At 59.1% G+C, this 24227-nt stretch carries 26 protein-coding genes; 24 read left to right on the top strand and 2 right to left on the bottom strand.

Annotated features, from left to right (window positions below; all coding sequences use genetic code 11):
* Nucleotides 1–38: 38 nt before the first annotated feature.
* The 19 genes from EK416_RS13055 to EK416_RS12965 all read left to right on the top strand — a co-directional run bounded on the left by EK416_RS13055 (nt 39) and on the right by EK416_RS12965 (nt 15862).
* Nucleotides 39–1151: a hypothetical protein gene (locus EK416_RS13055; RefSeq protein WP_164730017.1), complete on the top strand. Its 1113-nt coding sequence runs from the start codon at nt 39–41 to the stop codon at nt 1149–1151.
* On the top strand, nt 1148–2665 hold the full coding sequence (fliK, locus tag EK416_RS13050; RefSeq protein WP_127078172.1) for a flagellar hook-length control protein FliK: 1518 nt from the start codon (nt 1148–1150) through the stop codon (nt 2663–2665). The genes EK416_RS13055 and fliK overlap by 4 nt, the downstream gene beginning before the upstream one ends.
* On the top strand, nt 2619–3212 hold the full coding sequence (locus tag EK416_RS13045; RefSeq protein ID WP_127078170.1) for a transglycosylase SLT domain-containing protein: 594 nt from the start codon (nt 2619–2621) through the stop codon (nt 3210–3212). Before fliK ends, EK416_RS13045 begins: the two co-directional genes overlap by 47 nt.
* A 92-nt stretch (nt 3213–3304) precedes the next feature.
* Entirely contained in the window at nt 3305–3700 is a 396-nt protein-coding gene (locus EK416_RS13040; protein WP_127078168.1) for a response regulator, read from the top strand.
* Nucleotides 3701–3772: 72 nt separating this feature from the next.
* On the top strand, nt 3773–4498 hold the full coding sequence (flgF, locus tag EK416_RS13035) for a flagellar basal-body rod protein FlgF (RefSeq protein WP_127078166.1): 726 nt from the start codon (nt 3773–3775) through the stop codon (nt 4496–4498).
* Complete coding sequence (locus EK416_RS13030) at nt 4498–5874, top strand: FliI/YscN family ATPase (RefSeq protein ID WP_127078164.1); 1377 nt, start codon at nt 4498–4500, stop codon at nt 5872–5874. The genes flgF and EK416_RS13030 overlap by 1 nt, the downstream gene beginning before the upstream one ends.
* Nucleotides 5875–5982: 108 nt before the next feature.
* Entirely contained in the window at nt 5983–7224 is a 1242-nt protein-coding gene (locus EK416_RS13025) for a flagellar hook protein FlgE (protein WP_127078162.1), read from the top strand.
* A gap of 11 nt (nt 7225–7235) precedes the next feature.
* Complete coding sequence (gene flgK / locus EK416_RS13020; protein ID WP_127078160.1) at nt 7236–8699, top strand: flagellar hook-associated protein FlgK; 1464 nt, start codon at nt 7236–7238, stop codon at nt 8697–8699.
* Nucleotides 8700–8713: 14 nt separating this feature from the next.
* Nucleotides 8714–9751 (top strand): flagellar hook-associated family protein, encoded by a 1038-nt coding sequence (locus EK416_RS13015; RefSeq protein WP_127078158.1) that lies wholly within the window; start codon nt 8714–8716, stop codon nt 9749–9751.
* A 20-nt stretch (nt 9752–9771) separates the two neighbouring features.
* The gene (gene flaF / locus EK416_RS13010) at nt 9772–10119 is read left to right on the top strand and encodes a flagellar biosynthesis regulator FlaF (protein WP_127078156.1); all 348 of its coding nucleotides are present in this window, start codon (nt 9772–9774) and stop codon (nt 10117–10119) included.
* Complete coding sequence (locus EK416_RS13005) at nt 10116–10595, top strand: flagellar biosynthesis repressor FlbT (RefSeq protein WP_127078154.1); 480 nt, start codon at nt 10116–10118, stop codon at nt 10593–10595. The genes flaF and EK416_RS13005 overlap by 4 nt, the downstream gene beginning before the upstream one ends.
* A complete protein-coding gene (gene flgD / locus EK416_RS13000; RefSeq protein WP_127078152.1) occupies nt 10522–10932 on the top strand; it encodes a flagellar hook assembly protein FlgD in 411 nt (136 codons plus the stop codon). Before EK416_RS13005 ends, flgD begins: the two co-directional genes overlap by 74 nt.
* Before the next feature lie 5 nt (nt 10933–10937).
* The gene (fliQ, locus tag EK416_RS12995) at nt 10938–11204 is read left to right on the top strand and encodes a flagellar biosynthesis protein FliQ (RefSeq protein ID WP_127078150.1); all 267 of its coding nucleotides are present in this window, start codon (nt 10938–10940) and stop codon (nt 11202–11204) included.
* 86 nt (nt 11205–11290) lie between these two features.
* Entirely contained in the window at nt 11291–13339 is a 2049-nt protein-coding gene (gene flhA, locus EK416_RS12990; protein WP_127079770.1) for a flagellar biosynthesis protein FlhA, read from the top strand.
* Complete coding sequence (locus EK416_RS12985; protein ID WP_127078148.1) at nt 13336–14103, top strand: flagellar biosynthetic protein FliR; 768 nt, start codon at nt 13336–13338, stop codon at nt 14101–14103. Before flhA ends, EK416_RS12985 begins: the two co-directional genes overlap by 4 nt.
* A 36-nt stretch (nt 14104–14139) precedes the next feature.
* Complete coding sequence (locus tag EK416_RS12980; protein WP_127078146.1) at nt 14140–14535, top strand: hypothetical protein; 396 nt, start codon at nt 14140–14142, stop codon at nt 14533–14535.
* Complete coding sequence (locus tag EK416_RS12975; protein WP_127078144.1) at nt 14532–14996, top strand: hypothetical protein; 465 nt, start codon at nt 14532–14534, stop codon at nt 14994–14996. The genes EK416_RS12980 and EK416_RS12975 overlap by 4 nt, the downstream gene beginning before the upstream one ends.
* A gap of 28 nt (nt 14997–15024) precedes the next feature.
* Entirely contained in the window at nt 15025–15378 is a 354-nt protein-coding gene (locus EK416_RS12970; RefSeq protein WP_127078142.1) for a hypothetical protein, read from the top strand.
* 13 nt (nt 15379–15391) lie between these two features.
* A complete protein-coding gene (locus tag EK416_RS12965; protein WP_127078140.1) occupies nt 15392–15862 on the top strand; it encodes a hypothetical protein in 471 nt (156 codons plus the stop codon).
* A 180-nt stretch (nt 15863–16042) separates the two neighbouring features.
* Here the strand turns inward: EK416_RS12965 and EK416_RS12960 are convergent, their stop codons facing one another.
* Nucleotides 16043–16981 (bottom strand): FliM/FliN family flagellar motor switch protein, encoded by a 939-nt coding sequence (locus tag EK416_RS12960; RefSeq protein ID WP_127078138.1) that lies wholly within the window; start codon nt 16979–16981, stop codon nt 16043–16045.
* Between the two features lie 14 nt (nt 16982–16995).
* Complete coding sequence (locus EK416_RS12955; RefSeq protein ID WP_127078136.1) at nt 16996–18009, bottom strand: flagellar motor switch protein FliG; 1014 nt, start codon at nt 18007–18009, stop codon at nt 16996–16998.
* A 432-nt stretch (nt 18010–18441) separates the two neighbouring features.
* Between EK416_RS12955 and EK416_RS12950 the strand changes: the two genes are divergently transcribed.
* Genes EK416_RS12950 through EK416_RS12930 form a run of 5 tightly spaced genes read left to right on the top strand, consistent with a single transcriptional unit; the run spans nt 18442 to nt 24122 of the window.
* Complete coding sequence (locus EK416_RS12950; protein WP_164730016.1) at nt 18442–18741, top strand: STAS domain-containing protein; 300 nt, start codon at nt 18442–18444, stop codon at nt 18739–18741.
* Complete coding sequence (locus EK416_RS12945) at nt 18734–19099, top strand: response regulator (protein ID WP_127078132.1); 366 nt, start codon at nt 18734–18736, stop codon at nt 19097–19099. The genes EK416_RS12950 and EK416_RS12945 overlap by 8 nt, the downstream gene beginning before the upstream one ends.
* A 12-nt stretch (nt 19100–19111) precedes the next feature.
* A complete protein-coding gene (locus EK416_RS12940; protein WP_127078130.1) occupies nt 19112–21229 on the top strand; it encodes a chemotaxis protein CheA in 2118 nt (705 codons plus the stop codon).
* A gap of 30 nt (nt 21230–21259) precedes the next feature.
* Entirely contained in the window at nt 21260–21787 is a 528-nt protein-coding gene (locus EK416_RS12935) for a chemotaxis protein CheW (RefSeq protein WP_127078128.1), read from the top strand.
* A 55-nt stretch (nt 21788–21842) separates the two neighbouring features.
* Nucleotides 21843–24122: a methyl-accepting chemotaxis protein gene (locus tag EK416_RS12930; protein ID WP_164730015.1), complete on the top strand. Its 2280-nt coding sequence runs from the start codon at nt 21843–21845 to the stop codon at nt 24120–24122.
* Nucleotides 24123–24227 lie beyond the last annotated feature (105 nt).

Genomic DNA, 24227 nt, shown 5'->3' with positions numbered 1-24227 from the left:
CAACGTTGCTCGGGGCCTTGCTGCTGATGGCAGGCTCTGTGGCGCGCGGCGCGGAGCGCGAGCAAACGCTGATTGCGGATCTTCGGCAGGATGTGCGCCGTTTCGATGAAGTGGCAAGGACACAAGCCTCTTCCCTGGAGATGGCCGAAGCCCGCGAGCGATATGAGGCCCATCTGCGCGAGGCTGAAAGCCTCAAACTCACGAGCGAGGAATTTCTCAGATTCGCGGAAATCTTCGTTTTGAGCGGCGGCAGCGTCGAGCTGATCAAGCCGTGGAGAGAAGATCAGTCCAGCGAGCTGGAAAGAAATCTGATCCGCGGGATCATTGCGCATGGCAGCGGCGACGCGAATCGAGCCTCTTCGATACTTCTGTCGATCGATGCCCGCCGGTTCGAGCCGGTTCTGGGAGGTCACCTTGCCCTCGTTCAAGCGCTGCTCGCCGCCCAAACGGATACCGAACGCGCCTTCTCCTATTACACTCTCGCCCGGCTTCTGCTGCCGGGTACGCTCGTGGAAGAAGCAGCTTTGCGTCAGAGTATCGTTCTCGCAGGCGAGAAGCTCCGGGTGCAGGAGTTTTCGAAGGCTGCGCTGAGCTACATCCGACGCTTCGAAACATCGACATTTGCCGCCGATGCGGAAGCGCGAATCGTCGGTTACCTTCCCCGCTTTGATGACGCCGATGGTGTAGCAACGCTCTCCCAACTCTTGGAAGCGAGGCCGCTGGGTTTTGGACGCTGCCCTGCCTGTTTGCTCACGGATGTTGCGCAACGCGGTGTGTTTTCCGGGCGGCGGTCGCTCGTCACGCTCGCTGCCGGCAAGGGCCTCTCGCTCGTTCAGAACGATCAGGCCCGAAAACAGCGTCTTCTCTTGTACCAGGCGGCAGTCGACATCGTCACCGAAAAGTATGAAGAGGCGAACGCCACGCTCAATTCGCTCGACCCCGCAGTTTTCGATGCAGATGACGCCGCGCTGCTTTCTGCTTCGCTACAGTTGGCGCGCAAGCTCCACGAAACTCCCAAGCCGTTAATAGGTAATGAGGTGGCTTTGGCAGGGAAACGGGGGGGGGACCGAACTTTTGTCGGCGGCAAACGGATGATGGAAGCGCAAGTGGCCATCGCGAACGCCGATCTGGTCCTGAAAAAAGAAAGATGACAGCGACAGCGATAGCGCAGCCGGCGGTTGCGGCATCCTCGACGTCCGCCATATTGGGCGCTGAGACGCTCGGCCAGCAGAGAGGAAACAAGGGAGGAGCGGAATTTTCTTCCTTCCTCGATACCGCGTCCGAGGGTGAAGCACCGGATTCGCGCTCCCACGGCGTTGAAGCCTCTGTCAGCGCAACAACAAAGTTTTCCGGTTCGCTGGCGGACGCGCTAATTCAGGGCGCCGGGCAGCGAAGCACAGGGAAAGATGTCCGCTCCGTCGACGACGCAAGCCGCACCGAGGCAATCGATTCGGAGCTGTCTGAACTCGCTGGCAGCGACATTGAGGACGGATCTCTTTTCGAGTTGGACGACACCGCGACGAATGCAGCAGACGCCTCCGAAACGGACGGAAGTGCTGCGGGCTCCACGAGTGTTATCCCAACGTCGGGGCAGCTTCTTCCGGTGCTCCTCCAGTTTGAAACGGGGGCGACAGCGGAAGGACCTCGGACCGCCGCAACGAGAGGCGAGAATTCCGCGCCGCTCTCCGCCATGAACGACGCGCTTTCATCGAGCGGACAAGCCCTCCCGTTCAGCGTCCTGAAGTCCGAAACGCATTTTCAGCCATACGCTGACTCTGCGGCGCGTCTCTCCCAAGTCCTGAGTGGCTCGACTTCGTCGCAGAACGCACAGGCGTCGCTATCGGCAGCGAGTGCACCTTCGCCGTCCTCATCGGCGCCGTCGGCCGCGTCCGAAACAGAAGCCCTTCGCCAACGTTCGCTTACGTCTGCCGCACTCGCGGGCGATCCCACATCGGTCGCCGGCTCGGGCGCGTCAGGCAGCCCTGCGGTAACGGCATCGAACAGCGCCGGGGATGCCTCCAGTTCGAACACCGGCAAACGCGCTTTCCCGTCCGCCCCCGCTGCGTCTGGCTCGGACGGAGCAACCATGGTCCCCGCGCAAGATGCAAGCGCACAGGGCGAGGTTCTTTCCGCGTCCGCTTCCTCCGCTTCCGGCACCCTCGCGCAGCAGGTCTCGAACGCGATATCGACGTCCTCGTCCGATGCGTCGCAATCCACATCCCGTGTCGCACTTCCGACTGCGGAGGCCACGCAGCCCTTGCGTACGCTTACCATCGGCCTCACGCCGCAAAATCTTGGCGAAGTAACAGTGCGCATGTCCATGAACGGCGGCAAGCTTTCCGTCGTCCTCAGCGTCGAGAAGCCCGAGGCCGCCCAGTTGCTGGCACAGGATCAGGAGGTTCTCGAAGGGCTGCTTCGCTCCACCGGATACAAGGTCGACACCATTTCGGTTCAGCTCGCGCCTCAGCCGGTAACGGCTTCCGCCACCGGCACTCCCACTGCTTCCAGCGATCAGTCGCTATCGGGTTCGACAGACACCGGGTCGGACGGAATGGGACAAAGCGGTCAGAAGGACAGGGGGGAGCCCGGCAATCGGGGCCTGAGAGAGGGATCGGAGCATGGGCAAGCTGAGAGCCATCTCAACCGCACTGCTCTTTATATCTAGCCTCGTTCCAGCCGAATCGGTCGAGCCAAACCTGTGCGAGCGCGAGATGGTTGCGGCGGCCAGCAAGTATCAGATACCGCTGGGCGTTCTTTACGCCGTGGGGCTTACGGAAACCGGCATAAACGGCAATCTGCGTGCGTTCTCGCTCAACCTTGAGGGCAAGGCCATATATTCGCTCGACAAGGCGCAGGCGATCGAGCGTTTCCACGCCGCACGCCGCGAAGGGTTGAAGCTCATCGACGTGGGCTGCATGCAGCTGAACTACTATTTCCACGGCGAGCATTTCGCGTCCGTCGACGAAATGCTCGATCCACACAAAAATGTCGACTACGCGGCGCGTTTCCTGAAGGCGCTCAAGCAACAGGAAAGCACGTGGACTGTGGCGGTGGCCCGGTACAACGCGGGAAAGAACAACAAGGAAGGACAAAAGCGTTACGTCTGCCGCGTTCTGGATCGCCTCGTTCAAAGCGGCTTCGGGGCCTGGACGCCTCAGGCTTCGGAATTTTGCGCCTCGGAGAAGCTCCAGACGGCACCGCAATCAAAATAGCAGTCAGGTTGTAGCGCGGATAGTCTCGCATAAGCTTTTTCAGCAAGAATGGAAAAAGATTGGGCGCCCGCCCGCGAGCAGGAGACGACACAATGACAGCCGGTTTAAAGATTCTGGTCGTAGACGATTACAGCACTATGGTCAGAATAGTTCGCAAGTTGCTGAAGCAAATCGGCTACGATGATGTCGATGAGGCGTCCAACGGCGGAATGGCGCTGGAGCTGATACAGAAGAATTCCTATGGCCTGATCATCTCCGACTGGAACATGGAGCCGATGTCAGGCTACGATTTGCTCCGCTATGTTCGCTCGAACGCGGCGACGGCGCAGATCCCTTTCATCCTGGTGACGGCAGAATCGCGAGCGGACAACGTCGCGGCGGCAAAGGAAGCGGGCGCGAACGAATATCTCGTGAAGCCGTTCAGCGCTCCCGTACTCAAGGAGAAGATCGACAAGGCGCTTGCTGTCGCAAAAGCCGCCGCCGCCTGACGCTACACCGGCCCGCCCGGTGTCTCCTGCTCCCATCCCCGCATCTTTCAGCACGCCCCACCGGAGACGTTTATGCAGTCGTCGCTCTATGTAGCGCTTTCCGCTCAGGTGGCGCTTCAGAAACGCCTGGATACCGTTGCCCAGAACGTGGCGAACGCCAATACCGTTGGCTATCGGGGCACTGAAATGAAGTTCGATAGCGTTCTGTCGGCTGCCGATGCGCAGATGACAGCTTTCGTTACGTCAAAAGACAGCGTCGTCAGCCTTGGCGCAGGCGGGTTGGTCAAGACGGGCAATCCGCTTGACGTCGCCCTCAAAGGGCAAGGCTGGCTTTCCGTCCAGACTCCCGCTGGCAGGATGTACACCCGAGACGGTCGCATGCAGATGACGACGAGCGGCATGCTGGTTTCGATGCGGGGCGATCCGGTGCTCGATGCTGGCGGCGCGCCATTGCAGGTCGATCCCAACGGTCCGACGCCGCAGATCGCCGAGGACGGCACGATTACGCAGAATAACGAACGCATAGGCATGATCGGCGTGTTCGTGTTCGGCTCCGACGCGAAGCTTTCGCGGGTCGAAGGCGGCTTCGTCTCCGACAAGCCAGCCATCGCCGCGACAGACCCGGCGAAGAGCAACATAGCATCGGGCTATGTCGAGGAATCGAACGTAAACGCGATCAAGGAGACGGCCAGACTCATTTATGTGCAACGCGCATTCGATGAGGCGGCATCGACGATCCAGTCTGTCGAATCGGGCTTGAAATCCGCGATTCAAGCGCTCGGGTCGCCGACTTCCTGATGGTTGAACAGCCGCATCGCGATTTTGACGGCGTTCTGCCGCGCTTCGGTCGCACCGCTCTCACAACTCTCGCCGAAGCCTTCGAGGCTGCTCTCGACGATCGGCTCGCTGTTGTGAGCGGCAAGGTCGTGGAGCTTTCGACGGAACATATCCGCGTCGATGGGCTGTCGAAGTTCACGAAGCTCGGCGATTGGGTGTCCATTGCGACCGACGAAGGCGATGCCCTCGCCGAAACGCTACGGGTGGAGCGCGATACGATTCTGGTGCGCACCATTGAAGAGCGTCATCAGCCTTTTCTCGGCGCCCCGGTCAGGCTTGCTTCGACGCTGAAGCTTCGCCCGAACGAGACCTGGAAAGGCCGCGTGATCGATGCGCTTGGCCGCGTCATCGACAACGGCCCGGCCCTGGGGCGCGGGGCGCGTCTCATTCCAGTCGATCAGGCGCCGCCGCTCGCTCTCGAGCGACAGCGTGTCAGCGAGCCCGTACTTACGAGCGTGCGCGTCATCGATGTCTTCACGCCTCTCTGTGCCGGCCAGAGGATCGGGATTTTCGCCGGATCGGGCGTCGGAAAATCGACGCTTCTGTCCATGTTGACGCGCGGCAGTTCCTTCGACGTGACCGTCTTTGCCGCCATCGGCGAGCGTGGGCGAGAGGTCAGGGAATTCATCGACGACACCCTGACCAAGGACGGAATGGCCAAGGCCGTTCTTGTCGTTTCCACGAGCGATGAAAGCCCGATGATGCGGCGCTTGGCTGCGAAAACAGCCTTCGCCGTGGCGGAATATTTCCGCGATGAAGGACAGCGGGTGCTTCTCGTGTTCGATTCCGTCACCCGCTATGCGCACGCAGTGAGAGAAATCGCATTGTCAGCGGGAGAACCTCCTGTCTCTCGGGGGTATCCGCCAAGCGTCTTCACGGACCTGCCGAAGCTGCTTGAAAGGGCCGGCAACGCGAGTGGCCCAGGATCGATAACGGGCGTCTTCTCGGTCCTCGTGGACGGCGACGACCATAATGATCCGGTGGCGGATACGCTGCGCGGCATACTCGACGGCCACATTGTGCTCGACCGCGCCATCGCGGATCAGGGGAGATTTCCGGCGGTCGACGTTCTGGGCTCGGTTTCGCGTCTTGCTCCCCGCGTCTGGACGCCGAACCAGAAGTCTGCGGTGCGGGAACTCAAGGGGCTCATTTCGAGGTTCGAGGAGACCCGAGATATTCGGATGATTGCCGGCCACAAGCCGAACAACGACGCCGAACTCGACAAGGCTGTCCGTCTCGTTCCCGCCGTATACCGCTATCTGACGCAAAGCGCCGAAGACCTTCGGCCCGGCGAAGCGCTGGATGACATGCTGCGCCTGATGCTGCGCGCTTCCTGACTGTCGTAGCGTTTTCGAAGTCGGCGCTGTTCACCCTTCGATCCAAGGTCCGCACAAGCTAAGGAGCCTACAACCAATTAGGCGCATAGGTTGGGGGAGCGATTCGCAATGAGCCTTTACGGACTAATTAACACCAGTGCAGCGGGCATGGCCGCCCAGTCGACGGCTCTAAGCACAGTGGCGGACAACATCGCCAATGTGAGCACAACGGGATACAAGCGCTCGTCGACAGAGTTCTCGACCCTCGTGACGAGCAGCGGATCCGGAGATTATCAGTCGGGCGGCGTGGATACCGATGTGCGCACGGCGATCAGCGGCAAATCCACCACGACATCGACGACCAGTGCGACGGACCTGGCCGTGAACGGGAACGGCTTCTTCATCGTGTCGGGCCCGAGCGGCACCCCGGTTCTGACGCGCGCGGGCGCATTTGTGGAGCAGGCTGACGGCACTCTGCAAAACGCGGCAGGATATACGCTTCTTGGGTATCCCGTTGGTACGACGCCGTCTGCAAACAGCTATGCGGGCCTCGAAGTGGTAAACGTCGGCGACCTTGCGATGAAGGCGGTCCCCTCGACGGAAGGTGTCGTCACTTTCAATCTGCCCATAGGCGCGACGGCAGTCACGGATACGACCAAGCTGCCTTCCAACAACGCGGCAGATGCGACCTATACGCAAAAAACCTCTTTCACCGCCTACAACAATGCCGGCTCCTCGGTCAATCTCGACGTCTATTACACGAAGACGGCCGACAATGAGTGGGAAGTATCCGTCTACAATCAGGCTGACGCCACCAATGGCGGCTTTCCCTATTCGAGCGCCGCGCTTGTCACCGAAACCTTGACGTTCGACTCCACGACATACGCGCTCTCTACGCCAACGAGCCTTTCGGTTCCGGTGCCCAACGGCGGCACTCTGACGCTCGATATTTCGAAATCGACGCAGCTCGATTCCGCCTACACGTTTTCGGCGGACGTGAACGGCAACGCGGCGAGCGCGGTGAAGTCGGTCGAGATTTCGTCTGACGGTACGCTGTCGGTCGTTTATGAAAACGGATCGACGGTCGCCGCTTACACCATCCCGCTCGCAACCGTCGCCAGTCCCGACAACATGACCGTCATCAGCGGCAACGCCTATCTGCCCAATCAGGAATCGGGCAGCGTTCAGATCGGCATCGCTGGAACGAATGGCTTTGGGACGATCAGCGACTATACGCTTGAGAATTCGGACGTCGATCTTGCGACGGAACTGACGCGAATGATCCAGTCCCAGAACATCTATCAGTCCAATGCCAAGGTCTTTCAGACGGGGTCCGACCTTCTGAAAGTTCTCGTCAATCTGAATACCTAGGGGGCTGACCGATGTCGCTGACCTCTGCGCTGAATACAGCCTCCGCGGGCGTTTCCGTCGCCTCCTCTCAAACCGCCGTCGTTGCGCGCAATGTGGCGAATCAGCAGACGGACGGAGCGAGTCGCAAGCTCGCGAATGTGGTCACGATCAACGGCTTGCCGTCGGTCGTCTCCATTACGCGCGTTACAAATGCGGCCGCTCTGAAGAGCTTGTTGACTGCAAATGCCGACGACGCGCGCGACGGAGCGGTTTCGGACGCGCTCACGCAGCTTCAGAGCACGGTTGGCGCAACCACCGTCGATGATACCACGTCGCCAACCGCTCTGATCGCAGCTTTGTCGGATGCGCTGTCGACATATGCTGCCTCGCCTGAATCCCAGGCGTCCGTAGACGCCGTGCAGGCTGCGAGCGATCTCGCCGGCGCGCTCAACAGCGCCGCCGATACCGTGCAGCAAGTGCGCGCGGATGCTGACGCCGCGATCGGCGATTCTGTCTCGACCATCAACAATCTCCTGACGCGGTTCCAGGCTGTCAACGAAACGATTGTCAAGGGAACGGTCGCCGGTGCGGACATAACCGATGCGCTCGACGAGCGGGATAGTATCCTGCAAAGCCTGAGCGCCGAGATCGGCATCTCCACGGTGACGCGCTCAAACAACGACATGGCCATCTACACCGACAGCGGCGTGACGCTGTTCGACAAGACGGCCCGCTCTGTCACCTTCGAGGCCAAGACCACATTTACGGCCTCCACGCAGGGGAACGCCGTCTATGTCGACGGCGTGCCCGTCACCACTTCGGGTGCCTCTTACGAAATCAAGAGCGGGCGCCTCGCCGGGCTCGTAGAGGTGAGGGACGATCTCGCCGTCACCTATCAGGACCAGCTCGACGAGATCGCGCGCGGCCTGATCACCGCTTTCCAGGAAACCGATCAAAGTGGTGGCACGGGTTCGCCGCAGGCTGGCCTGTTCACCGACGCCGGAAGCCTTGTCGTCCCAACCTCCGGAACGGTTTCCGAGGGGCTTGCGTCAAGGATATCGGTCGCGGCTTCGGTTGTCGCCACACCGACCCTCCTGAGAGATGGCGGCATCTCGACCAATGGCGCCGATCCTTATGTATACAATCCGAATCCAGGCGAAACCGGATACACGGATCGTCTGAATGAGCTGGTCAGCGGCCTTAAAACCGCCCAGGCTTTCGACCCCGTTGCCGGCGCCGGAACTTCTCTCAGTCTTGCTGATTATGCTGCTGCCTCAGCCTCGTGGCTCGGTGTCAAGTCGCAAGCTGCATCGTCCACGGCCGCCTACAGCGCCACCGTGAAAAGCACCGCTGCCACCGCGCTTTCGAATGCGACGGGAGTGAACATCGATACAGAGCTTTCGAAAATGCTCGCGCTTGAACAGTCGTATGGCGCCGCCGCGAAGCTGGTCTCTGCTGTCGATCAGATGTTTTCCGATCTTCTCAACGCGATCTAGCCGGAGGACGAACCATGGTAAGCACAGTTTCTACTTCAGTCCTCTATTCAATTGCGCCCAACGCAGTTGCGGACGCCCAGGCAAAAATCGCGAAGATTACGACCGAGACCTCAAGCGGAAAGATCTCGGATCCCGTATCCAGTCTTGGAAGCCAATATGGGCTCTATCGATCTCTTCAGGCAAAATCGACGAGCCTGACGAGTACAATCACCGCAAACTCGGTTGTGCTGAACAAGATATCGACCTCGACCACGGCACTCACGTCGATCTACAGCGATGCCGAAGAGCTCAGCAACGCCCTCTTGTCCGCGAAGAGCACCGGGGATGTAAGTGCGCTCTCGGCGCAGGCGAAGGGAATGCTGGAATCCCTCATCACCTCCCTGAATGCCGCCACAGCAGGCGCTTATGTTTTTGGCGGCTCCAACACCGGAGCTACGCCTTTGAACGATTATTCGGACTCGGCAAAGGCCGCGACCGCGAGCGCCTTTTCTACGGCTTTCGGCATGACGCAGTCCGACTCTTCGGCGAGTTCGATAACACCCGCCGACATGACATCTTTCCTGTCCGGCGATTTTTCCGCGCTGTTCGACGATGCGTCGTGGTCGAGCAATTGGTCCAACGCCTCGTCGACGAGGGGAACCGCCCGGATCTCCGATGGGCAAACGGTAACGACGTCCGTTTCCGCGAATGAAGAAGCATTCCGTCAGCTCGCCGAAGCCTACACGATGATCTCGGACCTCGGGCTCGACAATCTGAATACGGGAACGCAGCAAACGGTTATCGCCGCAGCGCTTGACAAGGTGAACAGCGCGATGGCGGGCATCAGCGGCATGCAATCCACGCTCGGCGTGTCGCAATCCCAGATCACATCGACGAACGAACGGCTCACCACGGAAAAGAAGCTGGTCGACAATTGGTCGAGCGAGCTGGGCGACTCAGACCCGACCGAGGCATCGACGAAGCTCGCCCAGCTTCAAACGCTTCTCGACACGTCATACGCACTCACCAATCGGATCTACAGCCTGTCGCTCGTCAGTTATATCAGCGCCTAAACAAGGCCGGGACTTCAACGATGTATCATTCGCCGTATCAGGAAGTGCTGGCGACAGATGTCAGAACAGCACGTGGGACCGAGCACGGGGCGATCCTGCGCTCGATAGAGCTTCTGCAGCGAGGTGTCGAGGCAGGCCCGCGATCTGCAGAAGCAATCGAAGCCCTTCTCTACACAAAGCGACTTTGGGTCTTCTTCATTGAGCAACTGGGATCGCCGGAAAGCAGGCTGCCGAACAAGCTTCGCGCGGATCTGATTTCGATCGGTATCGCTGTGCTCCGCCGCATCGAGGCGATCCGACGCGGTCGGAGCAACGATTTCGGCTTCATCATCGATGTCTCTCGTTCCGTAGCAGAAGGTCTCAAATGAGCCGCCCTTTTTCTGTCAGTCTGAAGCCGGGCGAACGGATATTCATCAACGGCGCGGTCTTGCGGGCTGACCGGAAGGTTTCGGTCGAGTTTCTCAACGATGTCGCGTTCCTGCTGGAAGCTTATGTCATGCAGGCGGAGCGAGCGACAACCCCGGTCCGTCAGCTGTATTTTTTGATTCAGGCGATGCTGATCGAGCCGAAAAGCGCGGACAGCGTCAAAAAATCCGTTGTCGAGATGATATTGGAGTTGGGTGTCGGTGCGTCTCACGAATTGGCTGCCGCCCTGGATCAGGTCGAGCAACTGGTCGATGGCGGCCGGTATTTCGATGCGTTGAAAGTTCTGAGGCCCTTCGTGGCCGAGTGTCTCCAAGGCAAGATCAAAGACGCAGGGAAACAAAGAAATGTCAGTTCCGGCAACCACTTCGTCCACAGCGACCACGTCGAACGAATCAACGTCAACCAGCTCAACAAGTAAAACAAGTACGCTGGACTATAACAGTTTTCTTCAATTGCTTGTCGCGCAGCTTCAAAACCAGGATCCGACAGACCCAACGGACCCGACACAGTTCATCTCGCAACTGGCGTCGTTCTCGTCGGTCGAACAACTCGTCAACGCGAACTCGCGGTTGGATACGCTGCTGACGCAAAACGCGATTTCGCAGGGCGCTTCGCTCATCGGAAAGACGGTGACTTCGGCGGACGGCACAGTCTCCGGGGTTATCAAGTCGATTGAAATCAACTCCTCGGGCTCAGTTGCAACCCTTGCCGATGGGAGCACCATAGAGTTGGCTTCCGGCGTCGTGATCTCGTAGCGCCCATGAATCAGGCAGATGCCATGGATCTCGTGAGGTCAGCCATCTGGGCCGTTATCATGGCTAGCGGACCGATGATTGGTGCGGCGATGGCGGTCGGGATCGCCATCTCGCTGTTTCAGGCGCTGACCCAGATCCAGGAAGCGACGCTGACGTTCATCCCGAAAATCGTGGCCGTCTTCGTGGTGGCCATGATGACGGCGTCGTTCATCGGAAGCGTGTTGCTCGGGATTTCCGAGCAAGCTTATTCGCGTATCGAGCACGGCTTCTGAACCGATAGCCGCTTTCTCTAAACTTATCACGGAGATCGAACGTGTCGTCACCCCAGACGACCGGCGTGCAACCCATTGCCGCCGGAATGAGCAATCAGGATGTCGGGTTCGCCTTCGGTATCCTGTTTATCCTCACGGTGCTTTTCGTCCCGTTGCCGCCCGTGATCATCGATATCGGCCTGGCGATCTCGATCGCCCTGTCCGTGCTGATCCTGATGGTTGCGCTCTGGATTCAGAAGCCGCTCGATTTCTCGGCCTTTCCAACCGTGCTGCTGATTTCGACGTTGCTGCGATTATCGCTCAATATCGCAACGACGCGCCTGATCCTGTCTCACGGCGCCGAAGGCTATTCCGCGGCCGGTTATGTCATTGCCGGTTTCGCCGATTTCGTGATGAGCGGCGATTTCCTTATCGGTACGATCGTTTTCCTGATCCTCGTGACCGTCAATTTTCTCGTGATCACCAAAGGCGCGACGCGTATCGCGGAGGTTGGCGCGCGCTTCACGCTCGATGCGATCCCCGGCAAGCAGATGGCCATCGACGCCGACCTCGCCGCCGGCAACATCGACGAAAAGGAGGCGATGGAACGCCGGCGCGAGCTTGAAGAGGAGAGCGCGTTCTTCGGCGCCATGGACGGCGCATCGAAATTCGTGCGTGGAGACGCGATTGCCGGCCTGATCATAACGGCCATCAATATTTTTGGCGGTATCGTGATCGGCGTCGTCAGGCACGACATGACGTTCGCGTCCGCCGCCGACGTCTTCGTCAAGCTCTCGGTCGGCGATGGCCTCGTTACCCAGATCCCGGCCCTCATCGTCTCGCTCGCGGCCGGTCTGCTCGTTTCGAAAGGCGGAACGCGCGGCTCGGCGGAGAAGGTGGTTCTCAGTCAGCTCGGCAACTATCCACGCGCTTTGTTCGTGGCAGGCGTCGTTTCATGCGTGCTCGCGGTTGCGCCAGGTCTGCCGTTCTTTCCATTCGCCCTTCTCGCCACGACACTGATGTTCGTGGCTTATGCGGAACCACGGCGGAAGGCGGATGTCGCAACGCGTCTGGCGGCCGCGACCGAGCGCCAGCGCGCCGAAGCGGAGGCGCAGGCCAAGCTTTCAGTCAAGGAGTCGCTCAAACTGTCAGACGTCGAGCTTTGCCTCGGCAAGCAGATCTCAAGCGTCCTCCTTCCGGAATTCCAGGAGATCAGCCATCGCGTCTCGATCATACGCCGCAACTTCGCGAAACAATATGGCTTCATCGTCCCGGAGATAAAGCTTACAGACGACATCTTCATGCCGCCCAAGGCTTATCAGATCAAGATCCATGGGGCTGTCGTCGCAAGCGGCGAACTTCGCCTCGGAGAAGTGCTCGTGATAACGGGAGACGGCCTCGTGCCTCAGGTGCCGTGCGAGGCGACGCGCGATCCGACCTTCGGCATCAAGGCGGTATGGGTGCCGGATGGGTTCTCGGCGAAGCTGCGCGCGCAGGGCTTTACGCCGATCGACCGCACGTCCGTCCTGCTCACCCACCTCGCGGAAACATTGAGGAACAATCTCTCTCAACTGCTTTCCTATAAGGACTATCGTCGCCTCGTCGACACGCTGGAGCCGGAATACAAGCGGCTCATGGATGAAATCGTTCCTTCCAGCCTGTCGAACTCGACGTTCCACGCCGTGTTGCGGCGGCTGCTCCAGGAGCGTATCTCGATCCGCAATTTGAGCCTCATTCTCGAAGCCGTTGCCGAAATCTCACCACACGCAAAGCGCGTCGAACTGATCGCCGAACACGTCAGAACGCGCCTCGCGCAACAGATTTGCGCCGATTTCTCCGATAATGGGACGCTCAGAATTCTCCGTCTCGGCCAGCGTTGGGAAACGGCCATGCAACAGGCACTGCGCCGTGACGTGAAGGGCGGGATCGTTGAGTTCGACATCAGTCCGGCCCTCATCGAGCAGTTCGCACTGGAGCTGTCCGAGAAGGTCCGCGAATTGATGGATAAGAAGAACAATTTCGTTCTGGTTGCAGGCCCGGAAATCCGGTTCTACGTCCGCATGATAACGGAGCGCACCTTCCCGAACCTGCCGGTTCTGTCGCATCTGGAGATCGCGCGCGGCATTCCCATCGTGCAGCTCGGGGCTGTGTCATGATCTCGCAGGCTCTCGATGCTCTTCCGGGCGGGGTGCTCTCGATATTCCTCGTGTTCTGCCGCATCGGCGGATGCCTGATGGTTCTGCCGGCCATCGGCAGCTCGCGTATTCCGGTGCGCGTGCGCTTGATGGTGTCTCTCGCAATCAGCGTTGCGGTTGCCTTTTCTCTTGGAAATTTCGAGCGCGTGCAGGAGGGGTTGTCCTCGACGCCCTCGCTCGCGTCCCTCGTTCTGATCGAGACCGCAAAGGGACTCGTCATCGGTATAATGGTTCGCTTCTTCTTCGCGAGCCTCAAATTTCTTGCTGTCGCGGGCTCTGCCGCCATCGGCCTCGCTACGCCGGTCAATTCCGTGGAAGACGACGGAGAAACCACGCCTCCGCTGGCCGACTTCATTACTCTGACGTCGGCCTTTTTGTTTCTCGCAACCGACCAGCACCTTGAGGTGCTGAAGGCGCTTCTGCAATCCTACGAGGTCTTGCCCGTCGGAACCGGTATCAGCGTCTCACAGAGTCTGACCAGCGTTGTAGACACTCTCAGAGAGGCGTGCCTCATCTCGCTTCAGGTCGTAGCCCCTCTTCTCGTGTTCGCCTTCCTCGTGAACCTGATGTTCGGCGTACTTAACCGCATCGCTCCGCAGACGCCCGCCTACTTCCTGTCGATGCCGTTTGTCGTCGGCGGGGGGCTTCTGATGTTCTACTTCATCGCGGGAGAGATGTTCATCCTGTTCATGGGGGCCTTCGCATCCTGGCTTCGGGCGATCTGACCCATGAAAAATTCTTTAGAACGCACAGAACGCCTCTTGAATGCATACCGTCAACTGCAAGTGGCAACACGGATCGAGGCGCAGCAGATAAAATCTCTCATCGAAGAGAGCAAAAGAGAGGTGGCGGTAGCCGAGCGCTATCTGAACGAGGCTGTGGAAGGGGGCGTTCCGCCGCTACTCATCGTTCGCAGGCTGGCCGCCTGTGAAGATGCGGTCCAGAGGAACACCATTCTCCTAGACGGTCTCTCTCAGAAGACGCTGGAACTCGCGAAGATAGAGCTTCTCCTCAAGAAGCGCCTTGACCGGTTCGAGGACGAAAAATTTCGCATGGAACTGAGATCGTGGCTCGCCGAGGCGATCGACGCGTTTATCGAGCAAGCCGACCGCAACAACACCCGCAACCACACAATTACCTCGGAAACAAACGGATGATGGTCGATCAAGGTGCAGATCTTATCGTGGATGCGATGCGCGCTGCAAATCCGCAACGCGTCAGGGAATCCACGGAGCGACTGAGACTTCTGGCCGAAACGACCGGCTCGGTTCCTTCGATGGAAGAGATGCTTTCAGCGCCGCAAGCGCAGGCGGCGAGAGGTCTGGCTGGCCAGGGGGCCGCATCTCTCGCCGCTTTTCATCCCGCCACTTCGGGGCAGGCGGCAACCGGAAAATCTCCCTACGAACTGTTCGAGATTTCCGTGCTGAGCACGCTGTTCGAAATCATGCTGCCGAAAAGCGCTTCGGCGTTTGGCGCCGGCTTCTCGGGCAACGTCTGGAAATCGATGATGTCGCAGTCGCTCGCGGATGCGTGCGGCCGTGCCGGCGCGCTCGGCATAGCGAACCGCCTGGAAGAGCGATCAAAGAACGGCGGCGCGCGCGCCGCCCGATCCGTTTGACCAAATATTCATTTTGAAGGAGGGCCATATGATTGACCGGGATACATCGATAGGTGTTGCGCGAGTTGCGTTGAACCGTCTCGTTCGCACTCTTGACGCCGAGAACAATGCGCTGGCCGCCCTCGATGCGAGGCATATCGGCGAGTTTTGCGCGGCCAAGACCGAGTCCCTTCTTGAGCTTCACCATATCGGTATCTCCATCTCGGCGCAGACTTTGCCTGACGATCTGAAGCCGCTCGTGAGCCTTGCGAGGCAAAAACTCGACCTCAATCAGTGGCTGCTGCTGATGCATCTGGACGCCGCGCGCGCCATCACAACGACGATCATGCACGCTATCTGCGATTCCGAGTCGGATGGCACCTACTCCAGATCAATCCGATAAAAGGAGGGCCTTCTTGTTTCGGGAAATCGCCATTGCCGCGTGGATCGTGGCCGTCACTCTTGGGGCAGTCTTTGCCGGTAGCGTCGCCGCCAATCGCACCGTTTCCTCGCCGCCCGTGGAACAGGCAGCTGAAGAAACTACGATCAAATTGAAGCAGCTGACGATACCGGTGATCGAGGATGCGGGGGTCCATGGCTACGTGCTGGTACAGATGTCGGTGGTGGCCAATGTGAAGTCAGGCGGCCATGCAGCCAACTATATCGAGCTTGCCGTCACCGACGAGGCGCTGAAAGCGCTTTTCTTCAAGAACAGGGTGGCCCTTGCCAATCTCAGCAAGGACAGCCTCAAGCAGCTCGCCGAGGATATCAGGAAAAACGCAAACTCGAAAGTCGGAGACGCAACCATCAAGGATGTCTTTATCACGAGTTTGCACTTCCTGGGCAGGGATGAACTCGCGAGGGCCAACGAGTTCCGAGAGCGTTAATCGCGGAGCGCCCGTTGGAGCGAATTTGACATTTGAGTCCCGGTTGCCGCGCGCTCCCGCTCAAATGTCAAATTCAAAAGCTCCACCAGAATCATGGTGTTGCCGTGGTCCTTTTGATTCCGGCATTTGCTCCCAAGCGTGCTGCGAACGGATGCAAATGTCGGAATCGGGCTAAAAGCTTCAGGACCGATGATGCGGTTCGGTCTGTTCGACGTCGATATCGGACAGGGCCTCTTCGATGGTAATGGTGTAAGTTCCACGTTCCCTGCCGAGACAGCCGCGGAAGAGACGTTCGCCTTCGTACTCGAAGAAGATCTGCCGTTCCGTGCCTTCCAGTTCCAGGGTCTTGCCCACCTGAAGGTTCAACATCTCGCCAAGTTCGATCTCCTTGCCGAGAATGACGGCATCCATCGCCACCTCTGCGCGCGAAACCCGCTGGCTCAGAAGGCTCGTCCATCTTGGATCTACGGACGAAAGCATGGGAGCGCGCTGCCGCTCAAGCTTTTGCCGCACGGGAAGCAGCACGTTTTGCGGGATCAGCACGAACATCACGCCGCCGAAGTCCAGCACCTGGAACAGAATCTGCGCGTGGATCAGCATCATGTTGTGCTGGCCGAGGCTCGCGAAATCCAGCGCGGTCTCGGTACGCTCGGGCACGAGGGTGATTTCACCGACTGTCTGGAACGCTTCCGCCAGCGAGCGCGCGCCAAACTCGCAGATGACGCGGCCAATCCTCGTCTCAAGCGTAGTAAAGGGCCGCTTGTCCTCATACGGCAGTTCACTGCCATCTCCACCGTACATCGCATCGACGATGGAGAAGACAAGTCGACGTTCCAACCCGATCACAATGCGCGCGTCCCACTCACGGCAGTAAAAAATCACCGAGACGCCATCAGAACACGCTTCGAGCAGGTCCCAGGAGTCACCGGAAACGATCTGATTGACGAAAGCTGTGACGGCGGGCGAGCAATACTCACGAAATTCTTCGCAGCACGTTGTCGCTGTGCTTTCGAAGATCGACGTGAGCACCGGCAGGCGATCGAGTGAGAGTTTCGTCAGTTCTTTCAGCTTGTCGACGATCTCGACACCGGCCCCGGCGTCGGGCGATTGGTTTCCCATGCGATCTCCAATAATCAGTTCGAACCGTCGGCGAAATTGAGTGAGATGATGCCCTGTTCCGAAAGCTTGAGAGCGATGTCTGCAATTTCGCGTCTTGCAGTCTCGATTTCTTCCTCGGTCAGTCTTGGCGGATTCGCCAGTTCCTGCTCGATGTTGCGCCTCGTGCGGGAGGGCATGGACGAGAGAATCAACTCCTTGATGCCCTCATCGAGGCCAATCAGCGAAGGAGCTATCTGGTCGGCTTCGATGTTTTCAAAAAGCTCGATCCGGGACTTCTCCGACATCTTTGCGATATCTGAGAACGTGAACATGAGATTGCGGACCAATTCCGCTTCTTTCGGACGACAATTTTCCAGACTTTGGAGCACGTCCTCCATTGCCTTGCGGTTCAATCGGTTCACGATCTTGGCCACGCGCTCGTGACTGTTCTGACCCGTTGCCTTCGCAACCTTGAGGATAAGTTCGTCTCTGATGGTTTGTTCGAGCAGCCTCATGGCGCCCTGCGTGACAAGCTTGGTCGTCAGCATCCGCCGCATGACTTCGTTGCGGTTCGGAATGAGGGGCACGATCTCGGCCGAAAAGGAGACCTTGAGCTTCGACAGCACGAAAGTAATGACCTGCGGGTGCTCTCGGTTCAGAAACTGTGCGATGAGGTGCGGCGGAAGTTCTTCCAGCCTCGGCCATACTGCCTCGTTCATTCTGGCGCGGACGTCCGCCATGATCTGGCGCACTTGCCCCGGGGGAAGAACGCGGCTCAACAGCCCCTCGATGGCCTCGCCGGAGCCCTTGAGACCTCCCTCATTCGACAATTGAAGGAGAAAGTCGCCTGCAATCTGGTTGATCGTTGCCTGCGGCACGGCGCCAAGACGGGATGCAGAGCGCGCTACCGCGCGAATCTCCTCTTCCCCGAGATGCGGAAGAATCTTGGACGCGTTTTCAGAGCCAACCGCAAGAAGAAGAGCGGCCGCCCTTTCCGCCCCGCTCAGTTGTCGCGTGGGCTCTTGGTCGATGATGAGCGTTTCGGTCACAGTGGTCCACCGGTTGAGACGTACTCAACCCAGAGGTGATTCAGCTTGCGCAAAACCCGCGTAATCGCCCGAACCGTGAAATCTCCTGAAATTGTCCCCAGGCTGCTGGCCACCCACAAACAAAAACGCCCCGCACATGGCGGGGCGTTTCCGACAGGAGCAATGCCTTCAATCAGGCTCGCGTGCGGGAATGACGGGCCTCGGTGCCATCAACACGAGCGCGCTCTCCGGGCTGCAACCTGCTGTAGAGTTGGATATATAGGCGACACCTTAACGATATCTCACCAACGCGGGTGCAGCAGAAAAAATAACAACCGAAGATATCAGTCGGTTGCAACCACCCTTTAATGTGTGTGCGTTATACCTGCTACAGGTTGAAACGCAATTGGGCGGCGGCATCAGGACCATCCGCGCCGACTAAGGGGGGCTTCGTTGAAATCGACAGATTCGCAGGCAATCGAACTCCCGGGCAGCCTTGATATCAGGACTGCTCCCGAGCTGAAAGAGAGCCTCATCGCAATGCTGGCCGCTTCACCGGACCTGCGCGTTGTCGGCAACGGCGTCGGCATAGCAACGACGCCTGGCCTGCAACTGCTGATGGCTGCTGCCAGTTCGGCCGAAAAGCAGGGTGGAAGGCTGGTTCTCGTCGATCCGTCCCCTGCGCTGTGTGCCGCATTCACGGACATCGGATGCGGTTCGTTAATAACAGATTGGAGCAAGGCCGATGGCTAAGCGTGTCCTCACCGTCGATGACTCAAAGACCATGCGCGACATGGTCGCTTTCACTCTCAAAAATGCCGGCTTCGACGTGGTGGAAGCCGAAGATGGCCAGAAAGGTCTCGGCGTGCTCGGTAGCGCCAACGTTGATGTCATCATAACCGACGTCAACATGCCGAATATGGATGGGATGACCTTCATCAGGCATGTCCGGGCCCAGCCGCAATTCAAGTCGACCCCGATCCTCGTACTGACCACCGAAGGCAGTGAGGACACGCGGCAAAAAGGCCGAGATGCTGGCGCGACCGGCTGGATCGTGAAGCCTTTTTCGCCCGAGAAATTGCTTCAAGTCGTAAACAAGGTTTGCCCGTAACGCGAGGCTCAGATGTCTTCCGACCGACCTTCAGCGCTGGATCTTGACCAGTTTCGGGCGACATTCTTCGACGAATGCGCCGAAGTATTGCCAGATCTGGATTCGCGCCTTTCTACGCTCGACGCAAACGCGGTGGATGGTGAAAACTTGAATGCGATCTTCCGCGCGGTGCATTCGATCAAGGCCGGCGCCGCCGCGTTCAATTTCCGGTCGCTCGTCACATTCGCGCATGGCTTCGAGGCCCTTCTCGACCGCCTGCGGGATGATCGTCTGGAACTCAGCGCGGACGTCGCAAGCGTCTGCGTCCGTTCCGGCGACGTGCTTGCAAGCCTGGTGGAAGCCGCCCAGAAGGGCACGGACATCCCCGAAGGCTTCGGCGCGGACGTCCTCGCCGAGGTTGAGGCGCTGATCAACCCGGAGGGCACTCCCGCAGCTATTCCGGAAGAGAAGGCCTCAGCTCCCACCGTATCGGAGATGCAAAGCTGGCGCATAAATTTTACCCCTCACCGCGAGCTGTTTCGTCATGCCAACGAGCCGCTGCTCATCATCCGTGAACTGAAGCGGCTCGGCGAACTCGAAGTTTGCTGCGACAGGACGGGGCTGCCCGAGCTTGCGACCCTCGATCCAGAGGAAGCCTATCTCGGATTTTCCTTCAGCCTGCGGAGCAAGGCTTCGCGCGCTGATATCCAGGAGGTTTTCGAGTTCGTAGATCAAGATTGCGATCTTGTCATCGAGGCGTTTTCTCCCGAACCCCCCAAGGAAGCGAAAGTGCCGTCGCGAGCGCTGCTCCCCGGATCGGCTGCGACCGCTAAGAGCGCTTCCTCGGAACGCAAGGCGAAGAGCCCCAGCTTCGTCCGCGTCGACCTGGCCCGCGTCGACCGCCTCATCAATATGGTCGGAGAACTCGTCATCACCCAGGCCATGCTGACCCAGCAACCTTCCGAGGTTGGAACGAATCTGCGGGACCAGCGCGTGCAGGGCGCGGATGAGCTTGCAGCGCATATCCGTGAATTGCAGGAATGCGTGATGGCCATTCGCATGCAGCCCGCGCGAACGGTCTTCGCGCGGATGAACCGCCTCGTGCGCGAGTTGTCTAACAAGCTCGGCAAGAAGGTGCGACTGGTCACCTCGGGTGACGAGACGGAGGTAGACAAGACCATCGTCGAGGAATTGGTCGATCCGATCACCCATATGATCCGGAATGCAATCGACCATGGCATCGAGATGCCGGAACAGCGCTTGGCGGCGGGAAAACCGGAAGAAGCGGTGATCCACCTCTCCGCAACCCAGCGCGCCGGTAACATCCTCATAACCATCGAGGATGACGGCGCGGGCATAGACGCGGAAAAAGTGCTGGCAAAGGCCATCAGCAAGGGGCTCGTCCGACCGGATGCCGATCTCAGCGAAGAAGAGATCCATGAATTGATCTTCGCCCCCGGATTTTCCACGGCCGACAAGGTGACCGAGGTATCCGGGCGCGGCGTGGGCATGGATGTCGTGAGACGTAACATAGCGAGCATCGGCGGCCGCATTCATACCAATTCGCAAAAGGGCCAGGGGTCGAGCTTCACTGTCGTCATCCCGCTCACGCTGGCTGTGCTTGATGGAATGCATGTCGCGGTCCGCGGGGAAAAATACATCATCCCGCTGGCCAGCATCGTTGAAAGCTTGCGCCCCGACCGACGCCAGATCCGATCCGTTGCAGGCGGCGATGTCATCTTCATTCGCGGAGAGTACATACGGCTCATTTACCTGCACCAGCTTTTCAACGTCGCCGGTGAAAGCGAGAATTCGCATCCGGCCCTCGTTGTGGTGGTCGAGACCGAAAACGGCACCAAGGCCGGCCTCGTGGTAGACGAACTGATCGGCCAGCAGCAGTTCGTCTTCAAGAACCTGAACGAGAATGCGGACCCTGTGCCGGGCATCGCCGGAGCTACGATCCTCGGGAACGGCCGCGTCGCCCTGATCCTGAACCTCGAGGATATCTGCTCGATTGCGAGCGCGAGCCTGAAACGCAACTCGAAGTCAGGGCTTGAACACCAGCATGAGGCCGTTCTTGACGCCGGCGAAATGAGCGCCCTGGCGCAGGCTTCAGCTTCCGCCGAGCCGGTCTTGCAGACGCAGGCCTAGATCCCGAATACCGTTGCAGAGAGAACGAACATGACCGAAGCGGCACTCGCAGTCCCGAGACAAAAATCAGTAGACAGATCATTGGGCGCCGACGCAGCGCATCAATTCATCAGTTTTTCCATCGGCGGCGAGGAATACGCCATCGACATCACCGCTGTCCGGGAAATCCGAGGGTGGAGCGGCACCACTGCACTGCCAAATCAGCCGGACTACGTTCTCGGCGTCATGAACCTCAGAGGCACGATCATCCCGGTTTACGATCTGAAACTGCGGTTCGGGACCGGTGCTACGGAAGCGGCCAAGTCGAAAATCGTCATCATCGTCGCGATTCGCGAACGGACCGTGGGCCTCCTTGTGGACGCCGTATCCGACATCCTGACGATCGAGACTTCGGAGATACGGCCTGTTCCGGAAATGGATCGAGGCGCCGTCGCGGAATTTCTCTCCGGCATCGTGTCCGTCGAGGGAACGATGGTGGTCGTCCTTTCGCTCGAACACCTCTTCCAGCGAGACGAAGTGGAGCAGCTACGGGAGATGGAAGATGCAGCAATCCAGTAATTCGACATCGCCCGCAAATAAAGCAATCAAAGTTACCGAGAAAAAAGGCTCCATCATGTTCAATGTCAGTGGCACAGCAAAAAAAATCGCAGGTGGCCTGTTCCGAAAGGACAAGAAACTCGAGGAGGAGCACGCGCTGCTGAGCCAGATATGTCGCCTTGCCGATGTCGCTTCCAATCCGCTGATGATGATCGATCGCGACTTCAAGATCATCTATGTCAACGAGGCGTCGAAGGCCCTCATTCGGAAGGTTCGTGACAGCTTGCCTGCTCGGGCGCAAAGCCTGGATCCCGATAACATGACGGGGCTCTCCGCAGACATCTTCCACAAGGACCCGTCGCACATTCGACGGTTGCTCGATGAGCCGTGGCGCCTGCCTCACAAGGCGGACGTCAAGGCCGGCGAAAGCACGTTCGAACTCTGCGTGAACGCGATCTACGGAGCGGACGGCGCCTATATCGGAAACGCTTTCGAGTGGGCTGATGTGACAGAGATCCGCGACATCATTGCGCGTGCGAAGGCCGATGAGGAAGCCAGCCAGAGGCTCCGCGCGATCATCGAGTTCACGCTGGATGGGCATGTCATCACGGCGAATGCCAACTACCTCAATATCATGGGTTTTACGCTGAACGAGATCAAGGGTCAGCATCACAGCATGCTCGTGGATCCCCAGATTCGCGGCACTGAAGCCTATCGCAACTTTGTCCAGAAGTTCGAGAAGGCAGAATTCTTCAGAGGGGAAGGAAAGCGCATCGCCAAGGGCGGTCGTGAAGTCTGGATCGCGGCGAGCTATAACCCGGTTTTCGATCACTTCGGAAAGCCCGTGAAGATCGTCGCTCACGTCACGGACATCACCGAGCAGAAAAAGGCAAATCTCAACTACGAAGCGCAACTCGCCGCCATCAACAAGAACCAGGTGGTGATCGAATTCAGCCTCGATGGCAAGGTTCTGAACGCCAACGAGAATTTCCTGAAGGTGACTGGTTATACGCTCGAAGAAATCCGCGGCCGGGATCATGAAATTTTTCTCGATCAGGATTTGCGGGGATCGAGCGAAATTCGGGGCATTTGGGATCGTCTCCGTAGTGGCGAAGCCTACAACGGGCAGGGCCGCCGCATCGGCAAGAATGGGCGCGTTTTCTGGCTGCAGGCCAGCTACAACCCGATCCTCGACTTCGATGGCAAACCAACGAAGGTCGTCGAATTCGCCGCGGACATCACCGAGCAGAAGATTGCGGAAGTGCAGCTCGTCAAAACCGTCGAGGAGATTCGAAGCGTCATCCAGGCGGCGAAGGAATCGGACTTGACCCGCCGAATTCCGATCGATGGAAAAAGCGGAGACATGCGCGAACTGTGTCTCGGAATCAATGGATTCCTTGATGAGATGACAGGCATCATCGGCTCTATCCTGCATGCTTCATCGACGATCGCGGCTGCGACTGCCGAGATTGCGACCGGGACGGACGACCTTTCGCAGCGGACCGAACAGCAGGCATCGAGCCTTGAAGAAACGGCTGCCTCGATGGAAGAAATGGCGTCGACGATCAGGAACAATGCCGACAACGCAAGCCGCGCCAATCAGTTCAGCGCGAGCGCGCGAACGGTTGCCAGCGACGGCGGCTCCGTCGTCGCAAGAGCGGTCAGCGCCATGTCCGCCATCGAGCACTCGTCCAACAAGATCTCGGACATCATCAGCGTCATCGACGAGATCGCCTTCCAGACCAATCTTCTCGCTCTCAATGCGGCGGTCGAGGCGGCGCGCGCGGGCGATGCCGGCAAGGGCTTTGCCGTTGTTGCGTCGGAGGTTCGCTCGCTGGCGCAGCGCAGTTCGGTCGCCGCGAAGGACATCAAGGCGCTCATCGTCGAAAGCGGGCGCCAGGTGAAGGACGGTGTGAAGCTCGTCGCCGATACCGGCACGGCGCTTCAGGAAATCGTCACCTCAATCAATAGCGCCGCCGACATCGTCTCCGAAATCGCTTCGGCGACACAGGAGCAGTCGACCGGGGTTTCCGAGATCAACAAGGCCGTGGCGCAGATGGACCAGATGACGCAGCAGAATGCCGCGCTTGTGGAGGAAACCGCAGCGTCGAGCCGCACCCTTCAGACAGAGGCCGAGGCCATGTTCGAGCGGCTCTCCGCATTCCGCCTGGGAAGCGACGCGGAAGCGTCAGTCAACAAGCGATCGGCCGGTGCGAAGACTGCTTCTCAGAAGCGGACGTTCCGGGGCGGCGAGACGAAGCTGAACGGCTCCTATCGCGCCAACGGTGCGAACGGCCAACACTGCGCCACGCGCTCGAAAGCATCGAGCGAAGAAAATGACTGGCACGAGTTCTGATCGTCGCCAGCGACGGGCCTGAAAGCCCGCCACCGCCCGAGTGTCGGGGGCGAGATACCCCCCCGGCTCTCCTTCGAAACAGATCGATATCCAGCCGACCTGAAG

This window comes from Rhodomicrobium lacus (genome assembly GCF_003992725.1).
Classification (GTDB): Bacteria; Pseudomonadota; Alphaproteobacteria; order Rhizobiales; family Rhodomicrobiaceae; genus Rhodomicrobium; species Rhodomicrobium lacus.
Note: the sequence above shows the minus strand (reverse complement) of the source record. Positions and strands in the feature narration are given on the sequence as shown.